Source organism: Marinomonas phaeophyticola (assembly GCF_026966905.1).
Taxonomy (GTDB): domain Bacteria; phylum Pseudomonadota; class Gammaproteobacteria; order Pseudomonadales; family Marinomonadaceae; genus Marinomonas; species Marinomonas phaeophyticola.
Genome location: NZ_JAPUBN010000006.1, coordinates 1 through 12372, shown reverse-complemented (window position 1 = coordinate 12372; position 12372 = coordinate 1). Strand labels below are relative to the sequence as shown.

Genomic DNA, 12372 nt, shown 5'->3' with positions numbered 1-12372 from the left:
CTTTATGAAAGCTATCGTCACCCTACTTTCAGGACTGCTCTTCGGTATTGGCTTAGCGTACTCTGAAATGACCAATCCCGCCGTTGTTATTGGCTTTTTAGACATTACTGGAAACTGGAACCCCTCTTTACTGTTTGTGATGGCCAGCGCCATTATTGTCGGCATACTTGGTTACCAAATTCAAAAACGTCGCAAGCAACCATTTTTTTCAGATACCTGGTCTCTTCCTACTAGACAAGATATTAGTGCCCCATTAATTATAGGCTCAATACTTTTTGGTATTGGTTGGGGATTAAGTGGCTATTGCCCAGGACCAGGATTGACTGCCATGGTAAACAACCCGACAGAAGGCATCACCTTTGTTATTGCGCTTATTCTCGGCAGCGCCCTATTCCAATTTCAGACAAAATTACAGTCTAAATAGACTATTTTTAATAGAATACAAATGGACGATTAGGAAAGAAAACTGACATTATAAAAATAATTCATTAATTAAATAAAAAAAGCTTGACCTAGAGTCGTTCTGAAATTAAATTGCGCTCGCGTCATTACTGAACATAATCCGCACCGCTTCAACTGCTGCCGCAGTCGCTTAAGGTTCACACCGGATAAGCAACAGCCATGAGTAGGATGGGGGGAGGTAAAGACGCTTTTATCTTTCGGTTTATGTTTTGTAATGATGAGGAGAATTCCATCTAATGACTATTGACGTCCACTCTTTCTACACACCTGCTAGCTTCGAACGCCTTAAAACTTTGGCTGATACAAAAGAAACCCCTTTTGTTGTCATTGACACTAACACCATTAAAGAACACTACATTGATTTGAAGAACGGCTTCCCGATTGCGGATATTTTTTATGCAATGAAAGCCAATCCAGCACCTGAGATTCTTACTTTATTAAGAGACCAAGGCGCGAATTTTGATGTGGCGTCCATTTATGAGCTAGACAAGCTGCTTGCGATTGGAAACGTCTCTCCAGAAAAAATTAGCTACGGCAATACCATAAAGAAAGTAAAAGACATCCGTTACTTTTACGAAAAAGGCATTCGCATGTTCGCTTCTGACTCTGAAGCAGATTTGCACAATATTGCCAAGCAAGCGCCTGGGTCGCGCGTTTATGTCCGTATTCTAACGGAAGGATCGCAGACCGCCGATTGGCCATTATCAAGAAAGTTCGGTTGTCATACCGACATGGCAATAGGCTTATTAGTACTTGCTAAAGAATTAGGCTTGGTTCCCTATGGCGTTTCTTTCCACGTTGGCTCTCAGCAACGAGACATTGGCGCATGGGATGAAGCGATAGGCAAAGTTAAAGTTATTTTCGAACGTCTTAAAGAAGAAAGTGGCATTGAGTTGCAAATGATTAATATGGGCGGCGGCTTCCCTGCTAACTATATTTCTCGTACTAATGATTTAGCGACTTACGCAGAAGAAATTAATCGATTCTTAGAAGAAGACTTTGGTACTAACCTACCTAGAATCATTTTAGAACCAGGTCGTTCCTTGATTTCTAATGCTGGCATTTTAGTGAGTGAAGTAGTGTTGATTTCGCGTAAATCTCATACGGCATTGAATCGTTGGATTTTCACCGATGTGGGTAAATTTTCAGGCCTTATTGAAACCTTAGATGAAGCCATTAAGTACCCGATTCACACAGAGAAATCTGGTGAAGTAGAAGACGTAGTGATTGCAGGCCCTACTTGTGACAGTGCTGATATTATGTATGAAAACTACAAATACGGCTTGCCATTAAGCTTAGAAATTGGCGACCGCCTTTACTGGTTATCAACAGGTGCCTACACAACAACCTACAGTGCGGTGGAATTTAATGGCTTCCCGCCTTTAGCCTCTTATTACGTGTAATTGACTTCCATCTATAGAACGCCCTATTTAATGGGCGTTCTATAACGCTTGTGAACTGTGCTTAAAATACAGTCTAAACTGCACATTCCATCCTTTAAATTCTTAATTCATCCCAATCAAACACGCATCAAGTAACAACCGCGGAAGCCAGACCCAAAGACTATTTTTATTAGATTCATTGCGTAATAATCACTCCATCGAAACGCAACGGCGCTTCACATTCCTATCAAATTTGGAGATACATTATGAACACATTTACTAAAGCAACATTGGCTCTTTTAACGTCTTCTGTAGTCGCTACTTCCGCGTTTGCATTTAACGGTTCTTCTGATGATTCTGCTTACGAAACCTACCGTAACAGCATCTCAAGTGTAGAAGCCCTATCTAATACGCTTGATGCGAAAGGCATTGAATACAATGCAGACGTTAATCTAAAAGGCGCCAACACCTTCTCTAAAAAAGCCGAAGCATACAACGACAAATACGAAGAACTGCAAACTATCTTCAATGCAAACCACTTTGCAAACTAAGTTAGTTACCTCGATTTAAGATCCGCTCTCCCTTTTACAAGGTTCCTTTTTAGCCAGATTATCCTTTGATAATCTGGCTTTTTTTATTCAGGTCTTCTCGCTCTGCATTAAACGATCTAGCCTTATTCCCAGATAAACGGATCCCCCTCCAGCACCAGCAGAACACCAGAAAACTAGACACCCAATTTTAAAATCCAGAAAACTAGACACCCAATTTTATAAATCAAAAAGAAATGAGATTAAGCGCCTCTAATTCGATAAGCAATAAATACAGGAAAGAAAACACTTAATTTTTGGTACATGCGTTGTAAAAATCGACAGCATATTAATAAAATCAAGATTTAAAGCGAGTTAGACCACTTACTATTGAGTAAGCATAATTTGGAGTATAGTAAAATATGTGGTTACGCTAAGCCAACAGGTGACAACACCGTTTATTCGGCCTTGACCTTGGTTGAGCGTTTTTATAACGAGTAATACTATTTTCTTGCCCCACTACCCCATGGGTATTTTGCTCAAAATTGATAGCGATGGTTAACCAGTTTTCCGAGGTTACGCCAAGCCGCTGTAAAATGGGTGAAAGCGACAAGTCAATCGAGCCTCGCTTGTCTTGTCTAGCAATGCGACCAGTCATATCGACTAACTGTAGATAATCCGTTAACTTAAACAAAATCCCTTCGTTTTTATCTTTATGCTCATTCCCGATAAAAGGATACAAAGCTTTGGATTGAGTAATTTCCTTGGCATACTCTACTCTTTTCTTAATGCTTGTGAAGTCCGATGTTTCCGGTGTTGCTGCGATATTGGCTCGAATGGGATTAAGATCAACATACGCCATACAAGCTAAAACAGAGGCTTCATCTAATAAAGCTTGAGACTTAAAGCGCCCTTCCCAAAACCGACCCGTACACTCATCCTCAGCATTCGCTTGTCGTGCAATGGGTTCGTTCAACTCCCGCATAAACCAGCTGATGTCGGACAGCCTTTCTCGATACGCTTCCGCCGATCTTTCAGCTAATTCAATGGCATAAGCAGGCATGATGTCACCATGAGCGTATTGTTGAGTAAATAACGTACCTTTATGCAAGGAATGCCAACGCCTCAGAACCTCATGAGTAGACCAATTTTTTGTCTGTTTTTCATCAACATGCAGCACAATATGCAAGTGATTACTCATCACCGCATAAGCACAAATATCGATAGAGAAGACCTCAGCTAAGAATAAAATTCGAGCCTCGATCCACCCACGGCGGTGCTCAAAGCTCTTTCCAGTTAGAGAATCTTCACCACACAAGAAAGCACGGCGAACGCATCGAGAAATACAGTGATAGTACGGAGTATCAGACAAACTGACTTGTTGGCTTCTGGCCCTTGGCATCGTTTTTTCCTCATCCTTGAGTTTGGTTTTATCTAGTTTAGACGGTGATCGAAAAAACATCAATAAAGTAATGGGTGTCTTAGATGACGATATGCAAGTGGTTACTCATCACCGCATAAGCACAAATATCGATAGAGAAGATCTCAGCTAAGAATAAAATTCGAGCCTCGATCCACCCACGGCGGTGCTCAAAGCTCTTTCCAGTTACAGAATCTTCACCACACAAGAAAGCACGGCGAACGCATCGAGAAATACAGTGATAGTACGGAGTATCAGACAAACTGACTTGTTGGCTTCTGGCCCTTGGCATCGTTTTTCCTCATCCTTGAGTTTGGTTTTATCTAGTTTAGACGGTGATCAAAAAAACATCAATAAAGCAATGGGTATCTTAGATTACCTTGTAAAGATCCATTTTTCAATTTCGCTTCAAAAGCTTGGTTCTAGCCTCATTAAACTCCTCTTCAGAGATGTGACCGTCTTCTTTGAGTTTTGCCCATTTTGTCAATTCATCAGCCACAGAATATTGCTTTAACTTCTCTCCTTTGATTATGTCTACCTCTGACCGATTTATTGAGTCATTATATGACTTTGGTTTTGTTGAAAATATTCCATTAACCTCCACCCACTCTCTATGTCTATTCATAGGTGAGTAAAATAGAACCTGAACTACAACCAAATAAGCAAAAGCAATTCCAGCGAACATTAATGAAATAAAGAACTCATCATCGTAGTACCAGCTATCTTCCGCACTGAAATACTTATTGCCCCAGTAAATAGAACTTAGAGCGCAGCCAATGAGAGCTAGCCACGTATAGCCCTTAAAATTTTTGACTGCTGTATCAATGCTGGAGAAGTCTTGATTCTTCTTCATCATATATATGCCAAAGCCCAAAAATATGGCTGGAATAATGCCGAACAGGAAAACTAGCGAAGGGGCCATCAAGAGTGAAAAAATAAGCAGCTTACCTTGGTCGCCACTACTCATAGGTTGATTTTGCAATGTACTCTCCTTTTGAAATATAACGCCCACTTAAGCGGACAAAAATTGTTGGCTATAATATGTAACGGAGTGAAACGTAGCCAACTGTTTTTGTTCCGTTTGAAGTGCTTGTTATGCGATCTTTTTAATATACTCCATAAAACTTTTTTCCCAAGATTGTATTCGTATTGTTTTTGGGTGCGGTGCTCTAATGGTAATCTTAGGTAATGTTGGATGGGTTAATTTTGAAAAATGGGTTGGAGGTAACCCCTCTATATCTTCAAAGACTAACCCCTTATACATCCCCATTAATCGATTATCATATTTATGATTAGTAAAGAAAATGCACACGTCTGGCTTTAAAATTTCAATTTCTTTTTTGAGTATGCAATCAAATTGCTCTACTTCTTCTAATACTGCGCCAACAGGTGCTCCTACGTCTTGATCAAATCTATTCAAATTTGACCAAGCTATAGAATATGGAGAAACTCCTAATGCACTTTCCACTTTTCGTATGACATTCCAAAACGGAGTACTCTTGTAATTTGAGCCAAAATTAAACCCTTCATAAGAATTTAGCTGGTCTTTAATAGATGATGACTGATCCCAACCATAAGTTTCTTGCCCAACACACATTAGTTTAAGTGGTTCATCAAGATATTTTTTTACTCTAATGAGTAAAGGGCCATGTAAGTTTTGGGTTTTAAATTTTAATGAAAAATCATTCAAATCAGAAATATAAGAAGAGTATGTTTTTTCCAAGCTTTCATTGATGCTCATGTGAAATCCTCAGTCGCATAACGCCGTTTTAAGCGGCAAATTGCAGTTGGCTAAAATAAGTGAGGCACGAACAAAAAGCCAACTGTAATTTGTCCGACTTGAAAACCCTTGTTAGCAGTACATTGTTAAATCATTTTTTGTTGTACTGCGATTTTTCTTAACTGTTTTTTATAGTGCTCTTCTGTATAAATAAGAAATTTATCTGGAGATGACATTGCTTCGTTTAGCACATTATTATTGATTAAACTTATATATAGGGCTACGGAATGCGCTTGACAATTTATAGATTTTTCAGGATTGAATTCTATATCGGTAAAAGCATCGAAACTTAGAATATTATTAGCTAAATTTTCATTTTGAAGTAGAGCATTAATATAAATCCAATCATAAAAAAATGTTCTTGGTTCAATTGGGAAATCTCGGTTAAAAAACCGAAAACAAACCACGTTACCAGAACTTTTAAGTCTAACGTCTTTTTTTGCAGATAACGAGTCTCCCTCTAACAAATCCAAATAAGGGCCTCCATTGTCAAAAACTTTACTACTCTGAAACGCACATTCAACACTAAAAGTACGATTATGTTTTTTCGTTGTTATTAGTAGATTAAATGCGCTTAAAGCAACACCTAAGGAGTCTTCAGACTTGCTAGAAATCTCAAGTAAGTTGTTAAAGCCACAATCAATTGCAGCAGAATGCATAGACTCTATAGATTTTTTCTTTTGAGATGCTGCAAAGCCTGAAAACCATTTGAAGTCTATTAGATTTTCATCAACCCCTACAGAATCGACTTTAGGGATAAACAGAGGTCTTTTTGCCATTACCTATATTTCCGTTGAATGTCTCTGCGAGAAAGGTAATTTTGATTTTCACCATGAATTCTAGTCATTCTTTCACCTATTAATTCCTGATGATCTTTTTTAGCTTGTCGCGAAGTAAATACAATACCTTTAATATATTCTGGGGCAATATTCCCTTTGATAAGCACTTCAGCTTGTACATCAGTAGGATCATAATTTTTCAAGAACTGCTCATCGCGTGAAGGGGTATCTGATAACTCCTGAAACATACCTTCTAATGAATCAGGGCTCTTCAAGTCATCTTCTGATTTATTACTTATCGAAGAAGATGCTGCATTTCTCTTACAAAAAAGAGCTTCTTTTTCAAGTAAGATCTCAGCTTTGATCCCTATCACACACCAGTCAGCTTTAGGGTTTTGCTGTCTATATTTATAAAACATTGGGCTATTTGGGTGATGTATTGATACTGATATTGTATCAGTATGGTTATCTAATCTATGTTCATCATTACATTTAGCTGATTCATCTACATTATCTTTAGTCAGTAAACCATTTTTTATAATACTCGGTAAATTTTCGATCTGAGTAAAATGTAAGAGAGTTTTAATTTTTCTTTTCTCTAATATTTCTTCTATTTCATCTTTTCTAGACATAATGCTTAAATAATCCTTTAAATCAACCTGATGATACACCTAGGTTTGGTTTGTACTGCTAACGCCCAAAGCAGCGGCAGCCTTAGCTGTCCGACTGACTTTGCTTGTTAGCCTCGAATTGCTCCAATGCCTCTGCTGCAGGTCTGAAGTAGGTGTTAATGTAAGATTGCAATTGGTAACCACTAATCTTCCCCTCGAATAACTGCCTTTTTTCTTCTAGCAGCCTAATGACATTTCTGAGCCACTCTAATTCAGGAAGTAATGAAGCATTAAAGTTATCGAACTTATACCTTTCAGAAAATGCATAACAAATTGTATTTCTTGATTTTGGTATGGTACTTACAAATGCTTCAACGAATTTTGCGGAGTCAACGTATTGAAAAATTGGTATTTCGTAGTAAATGTTATCTGAATCATTGCAAAGTACAACTTTTCGATAGAATAAATCGGGGTCTTCATTTATTAAGTGAATCAATTCATCTCCAGCAGTCGGGTAGTCTTCAATTACTGCCTGTTCACTTAGCCAATCGATATATTCATTTAGTTCCTTGAATTCATCAGATTCTTTTTCGTGAAAACCTAGACCTCCCCATGATTCATATTCTCTGAACCTTGGTCTATTGGAAGCTTGAGAGTTAAGATGGCCTGTCTCTTTAAGATGATCAACATAGGAACAGGAAAACTCAAGAATCTCGCGCATAGTCTTCTTGATTAGCCCGATCTTAGATAACCAAAGAAAAATACCAGCAACATGTCTAACAACACCTAACTCAGAGTACTTCATCTCGAAGAAATCGTTTCCCACAGACGCAAGTGCAGTGCTGAACTCGTCATCACTCAATTCCATTGAGTGCCACAGTCTAACCCAGTCAGGAGTATTTTTTGTACGGTAGTATTCTGACTTTTCGAGAGATTCTTGTACCCGTTCTTCAGAGCAGCAACCTTTATCAAAGAAATCAATCCAGATTGACTCTTCGACTAAGAGATCTCTGAGGCTCACATTTTTATATTTTTTGCTCACTCTTTGGTACGGTGTTTCTTCTTTCTTTTTTGAGTCTCTATCAAGTAAGCCAGAAAAATATGCTGTTTTAAAGTTTGAAATGTCTTTCGGTAGAATACTCCCGCTCTTTATCTCAAATGACAAAATAAGAAATATTTTTAATAAGTGATCAAGCAACCCATCTTTCGAAGATGCATCTGGACTGACAAATGATGAAAACCGTTCAAAATCCCAAAGAGCTTGCTTTAAGTGTCTTAGATTTTGGTATTGTGAGCTTTCATAAATCTCAGATATTAAGTTAATGTTTTTATTGTATAATTCTTGTGCGCTAGTACTTTTAACTTCAGAGATAAAATTAACTAAAGCCCCACTTAAATCAGGTTTTATCTCAAAGGTTTTTCCTACCAGTTTTTCTTTTATTCTTCTATATGCAAGTTTGAAGTCATCCCGTTGCTCTTGATGTGCTAAGATCTCTTCCTCATTTGCAACAATAATCACCTTGTAACCTTGATGCTCAACATAGTGGTTTATATACCCAAGAAGACTTTCGAGATTAATTGAGGCCCTTTCAAGGTCATCAAAAACGATAATAAAACCAGATGTATTGGTTAGGTAATCAGGTAAATTCAACTCTGGAGCTTGAGCAGATACACTGCCATCAGCTTTTCCATCACCATCTAAATCAATTTTTAACGTAGCCTTCAGCAACCCTTTAGCTATCTTTCCTGTTAAAGCCATGCTTTTTGACGATAATAGCGGGTGAAGCTGCTTAAAGAACTCATCTTCTATTTCTTCAAATGAAGTTACGCCATAGAGGCTAACATATAGATATTTACCATCTTGCTGTGAAAGTGAATTCAGCGTTTGGTTTATAAACCAAGTCTTGCCCGTTCCCCATTTCCCTTTCAAAAGGACTGCATAACCGGGCTCCTGTTCGAATGAATAGTAGTACCTTAAAAATTCCTCGATATGTAAGTTGGGGGCATCCATTACTAATCATTTCTCCTGAACCATGTATTTTTGAGGCTAACGCCCGCATTTGCGGCTGATTTGGAGCGCAGCGGAAAAGCAGTCCGGCAACATGCGCTTGTTAGAGCTTTTTGCATGTAAACACACAGTATCGAGGGGACTCCCATCTAGCACCATATTTTTCTTGTATATCATCATCAGGATAAGTTTCATCGAAACCGTAAATTGCAAAGCCCGAATTAACCAGACTATTAAAGTAATCTGACAAAGGTCTATGATGATATGGAACACCGCTTATTATATTCTGTGAGTCTTTAGTGATCGAGAATGATACGTTCTTTGTAATCGGGACCATATAATTATATTCATCCCCGAAAAACCCCTTATATTCATTATAAAAACAAGGGTGAGGAATCGAAAAAATAAAATGACCGTTCTTTTCAAGATGCTGCCCAATCGACACAAAGAAGCCTGATAGATCATCAACAACGTGTGCTACAAGATGAGAAAAAGCAACCTCGTAAACCTTATCTCTTTCTAACTCGAATGAAGCGCAGTTGACTAATCGCACATCTGTTGAAGACAATACATCTTGAGCTACTTCATACATCCCTTGAGAAGGTTCTATTGCTGTAACGGGAAATCCTAATTTGAATAGCTCATTGGATATGTGACCAGTGCCAGCACCAACTTCCAATACATTATTAGGTGAAAGGCTCTGAATACGGCTAACTATAAGTGGTTTAAATACCTCATTGAATGTTAAATCAGCGCCTGATTCAATTTGCTCACGACGTATTTTCGCCGAGTTACACCATCTATTTGGCATCAGCCAACTCCTTTGACTTTCTAATTATATCTTTCGCCATTGCAATTATTTGCGGGCCAGAGTTATTATCAAAAATTGTTATTTCATGGTCAGGATGAACACCTCGTGCAATAGCAAGTTTTTCAGCACCGCTACGGTCGCCATTTACTAGTGTGAATCTAGCTTCTGGCGATATTATTTCCTTTGTAACTATAAAAGATGCACCTTTCAGGTTTTCTCTTAGTGCTTCAGGAACTTCATTAGGTGTTATAATTTCAATACGTGTTCCAGCCTCAACTTTAGCTTGAAGAATAGATATAAGCTTATCGTTACCTGCAAGCCAAGAAACTCTATTACTGACAACCGTTGCACTTGTTCCGGTGGATATAAAATCCTCCATGAACTTGAGAGTGTTTTTTGGTTCTTTATCTGTTTGTGTATCAGGTAGGTACTTCATCCCCTTTTTTGCAAGCATAAGAATTACTGCAACAACCTCAATGATTACCGAACCAATAAGCCACTTTAAATGAGGGAGCTCTTTAGCTTCCGAGAAAAACCAAACATAACAAATACCTGCAAGAGTTATAGCAGCGGTTAGGCCAGTAATAATTAAAAATAGATAGAGTGTGTGTTTTACTAAATTTTGCATTTATACCCTTTAATAATGCTGATATTCGATACTGATTGAGCTCTAACTACTAAGCGGTTATACAGTGGCGAAGCCATGGCTATAACCGTCTGTTGAACGGCCGCTTTATTTATAGGGAATTTGCTTTTTCAAGATTGGCGACGTCCCTGTTTAAATCGCGGTGTTTTTTTGTGCTCTTCAAAGGTTTCTTTTAAAAAACCTTCGTGTTTTTAGATTTTTCATATTGCTGCCTAATACTTTTACTCGAATTCTAAGTATTAGGCAAGTAAGAGCCCTCAGGTCTCACTACCTGATATTTTTCCCTTGTCATGACTTAATGCCATTCTTTTCTAACTACTATTTAACCTCAACTGAGTATCATGGTTGTTATCTCCTAGATAAACTACCTTTGATTCACCACAGGATGGGCATCGACACCCTGTTAGTGCCGTATCTGTCTCTACTTTTTCTGCCTTCTTTGTTGGTTCACCGCTGTGTCGTTTAATCTTTTCCAAAGATCGCTTTTTTACAGCATTCGATAAATAACCATAATGACGAATACGCATGAACCCTCTGGGCAAGACATGCAAAAGAAATCGCCTAATCAGTTCCGCGGGTTCAAGTGACAATCGACTTGCCTTTTTGGCTTTATTATCAAAATAGGACAAGGTCACTTGATTGTCTTTCCATGACTCAAGGCGATGATTACTTAAACCAACTCGATAAGTATAACGCGCTAAATAGCTGACTAAAGTTTCTCGATATTCCAAAGCGGACTTGCAATAAACAACCCATGGATGAGTCATTAAATGACTCAGTGTGTCATCTAACGTTGCCTTTTCAACCGTCGATAACGCTCCTTGCTCATACGCTTGGCGTAATTCGCTTACCATCGTGCCTCTAAAACGGTTTGAGAGAAGCTTAACAGGTAAAAAATACCCTTTATGTATGGGATTCCAGCCCTTATCGGATAACACACCTGCAGGAACCAAACAATGCAAATGAACATGGCGAGATAAGTTTTGGCCCCATGTATGCAACACCGCCGTCATACCTGCTTGACCATGGTATTTTCTATCCGCTAATCCATTAAGAGCGCTCCATGCCGCGTGAAACAACGCACCATAAATCGGCCGACTATGTCGGCCAACCCACTCATTTAAATCATGTGGAAGGGTAAATACAATATGAAAGTAAGGGGCTGGCACTAGTTGAGATTTCTGACGATCAACCCACGCGTCACTGGCTTGTCGCTGACATTGGGGACAATGTCTATCTCGACAACTATGATGCCAAAACCAACGATGCCCACAGCCATTACACTGATAACTTCCCGTTCCCATTTTTTGAGTTCGGCAATCTTCTATATGATGAAGAACCTGCCATTGACGAGCATTCGCTTGGATTTGCTGTCTTTCACGGCAATAACAAACAATCTGCGCTAACCCTAAACCGTTCACGACGGGCTCCGAAGATCTCGTAAGAGATCTTCGCTACTATTACTTCTCAAATCCATCATAGCAATCCATTGAAGATAACGAAAAGTAGTTTGCAATTGACTGTGCCCAAGAAGAGTTTGGAGCCTAGGTAATGGCATGCCAGCCAGTAATTGATGGCACGCAAAAGCATGACGTAAACTATGAAAACGTACTGTTTTGGTTATTCCAGCCCGTCTTGCGGCCGCCTTCACTTCTAAACGCAGATACTTACTGTGAAGCGCTCGATGTTTATCAAGTCCGTAAATCACAACATCCGTTGGTTTATACTCTTTCCAGTAATAACGTAATACACTTTTTAATCCTTCTGGAAACAAAACATAACGATCTCGATTGCCTTTTCCTTGTCTTACTTTGATGCAATTGTGTTCGCCGTCTAAATCTCCCACTCTTAGCGCATTAATCTCACTGATCCGCATGCCTGTTGAATAGGCAATAACAATGGCTGCATGCGCCTTGGAATGTCATCTGATCAATGACTTTTTGACG

Annotated in this window: 13 protein-coding genes and 1 pseudogene; 3 read left to right on the top strand and 11 right to left on the bottom strand. The window is 38.9% G+C overall.

Annotation, left to right across the window (positions count from 1 at the left end; all coding sequences use genetic code 11):
- The first annotated feature begins 4 nt into the window (after positions 1-4).
- From O1D97_RS00660 to O1D97_RS00650, 3 genes are all read left to right on the top strand, one after another.
- Positions 5-424 (top strand): YeeE/YedE family protein, encoded by a 420-nt coding sequence (locus O1D97_RS00660; RefSeq protein WP_269121882.1) that lies wholly within the window; start codon positions 5-7, stop codon positions 422-424.
- 274 nt (positions 425-698) lie between these two features.
- Positions 699-1865: a type III PLP-dependent enzyme gene (locus tag O1D97_RS00655; protein ID WP_269121880.1), complete on the top strand. Its 1167-nt coding sequence runs from the start codon at positions 699-701 to the stop codon at positions 1863-1865.
- 245 nt (positions 1866-2110) lie between these two features.
- On the top strand, positions 2111-2395 hold the full coding sequence (locus O1D97_RS00650; protein WP_269121879.1) for a hypothetical protein: 285 nt from the start codon (positions 2111-2113) through the stop codon (positions 2393-2395).
- A gap of 409 nt (positions 2396-2804) precedes the next feature.
- Here O1D97_RS00650 and O1D97_RS00645 read toward each other — a convergent pair whose 3' ends face one another.
- The 11 genes and pseudogenes from O1D97_RS00645 to O1D97_RS00595 form a co-directional block, all read right to left on the bottom strand.
- Positions 2805-3773, bottom strand: a complete 969-nt coding sequence (locus tag O1D97_RS00645) for a transposase (protein ID WP_269121877.1) — start codon at positions 3771-3773, stop codon at positions 2805-2807.
- An 82-nt stretch (positions 3774-3855) separates the two neighbouring features.
- Positions 3856-4083, bottom strand: a pseudogene (locus O1D97_RS00640) (transposase); the annotation flags it as partial.
- Positions 4084-4188: 105 nt separating this feature from the next.
- Positions 4189-4773, bottom strand: a complete 585-nt coding sequence (locus O1D97_RS00635) for an SHOCT domain-containing protein (RefSeq protein WP_269121875.1) — start codon at positions 4771-4773, stop codon at positions 4189-4191.
- A gap of 111 nt (positions 4774-4884) precedes the next feature.
- The gene (locus O1D97_RS00630) at positions 4885-5532 is read right to left on the bottom strand and encodes a hypothetical protein (protein WP_269121873.1); all 648 of its coding nucleotides are present in this window, start codon (positions 5530-5532) and stop codon (positions 4885-4887) included.
- A gap of 125 nt (positions 5533-5657) precedes the next feature.
- Positions 5658-6350 (bottom strand): DarT1-associated NADAR antitoxin family protein, encoded by a 693-nt coding sequence (locus O1D97_RS00625; protein ID WP_269121871.1) that lies wholly within the window; start codon positions 6348-6350, stop codon positions 5658-5660.
- Positions 6350-6982 carry a DarT ssDNA thymidine ADP-ribosyltransferase family protein gene (locus O1D97_RS00620; RefSeq protein ID WP_269121869.1) on the bottom strand — a complete coding sequence of 211 codons (633 nt, stop codon included), beginning with the start codon at positions 6980-6982 and terminating at the stop codon, positions 6350-6352. Before O1D97_RS00620 ends, O1D97_RS00625 begins: the two co-directional genes overlap by 1 nt.
- A gap of 82 nt (positions 6983-7064) precedes the next feature.
- The gene (locus O1D97_RS00615; RefSeq protein ID WP_269121867.1) at positions 7065-8972 is read right to left on the bottom strand and encodes a P-loop NTPase fold protein; all 1908 of its coding nucleotides are present in this window, start codon (positions 8970-8972) and stop codon (positions 7065-7067) included.
- Positions 8973-9072: 100 nt separating this feature from the next.
- Positions 9073-9780, bottom strand: a complete 708-nt coding sequence (locus tag O1D97_RS00610) for a class I SAM-dependent methyltransferase (RefSeq protein WP_269121865.1) — start codon at positions 9778-9780, stop codon at positions 9073-9075.
- Positions 9770-10408, bottom strand: coding sequence for a hypothetical protein (locus O1D97_RS00605; RefSeq protein WP_269121863.1), 639 nt, complete (start codon positions 10406-10408; stop codon positions 9770-9772). Before O1D97_RS00605 ends, O1D97_RS00610 begins: the two co-directional genes overlap by 11 nt.
- Before the next feature lie 329 nt (positions 10409-10737).
- Positions 10738-11847 carry an IS91 family transposase gene (locus O1D97_RS00600; RefSeq protein WP_269121861.1) on the bottom strand — a complete coding sequence of 370 codons (1110 nt, stop codon included), beginning with the start codon at positions 11845-11847 and terminating at the stop codon, positions 10738-10740.
- Positions 11844-12320, bottom strand: a complete 477-nt coding sequence (locus O1D97_RS00595; protein WP_269122413.1) for a tyrosine-type recombinase/integrase — start codon at positions 12318-12320, stop codon at positions 11844-11846. Before O1D97_RS00595 ends, O1D97_RS00600 begins: the two co-directional genes overlap by 4 nt.
- Positions 12321-12372 lie beyond the last annotated feature (52 nt).

Coding starts and splice junctions, on each gene's coding strand:
- O1D97_RS00645 (WP_269121877.1), bottom strand. CDS start 3,773: ATGCCAAGGGCCAGAAGCCAACAAGTCAGTTTGTCTGATACTCCGTAC.
- O1D97_RS00655 (WP_269121880.1), top strand. CDS start 699: ATGACTATTGACGTCCACTCTTTCTACACACCTGCTAGCTTCGAACGC.
- O1D97_RS00630 (WP_269121873.1), bottom strand. CDS start 5,532: ATGAGCATCAATGAAAGCTTGGAAAAAACATACTCTTCTTATATTTCT.
- O1D97_RS00625 (WP_269121871.1), bottom strand. CDS start 6,350: ATGGCAAAAAGACCTCTGTTTATCCCTAAAGTCGATTCTGTAGGGGTT.
- O1D97_RS00650 (WP_269121879.1), top strand. CDS start 2,111: ATGAACACATTTACTAAAGCAACATTGGCTCTTTTAACGTCTTCTGTA.
- O1D97_RS00605 (WP_269121863.1), bottom strand. CDS start 10,408: ATGCAAAATTTAGTAAAACACACACTCTATCTATTTTTAATTATTACT.
- O1D97_RS00615 (WP_269121867.1), bottom strand. CDS start 8,972: ATGGATGCCCCCAACTTACATATCGAGGAATTTTTAAGGTACTACTAT.
- O1D97_RS00610 (WP_269121865.1), bottom strand. CDS start 9,780: ATGCCAAATAGATGGTGTAACTCGGCGAAAATACGTCGTGAGCAAATT.
- O1D97_RS00660 (WP_269121882.1), top strand. CDS start 5: ATGAAAGCTATCGTCACCCTACTTTCAGGACTGCTCTTCGGTATTGGC.
- O1D97_RS00620 (WP_269121869.1), bottom strand. CDS start 6,982: ATGTCTAGAAAAGATGAAATAGAAGAAATATTAGAGAAAAGAAAAATT.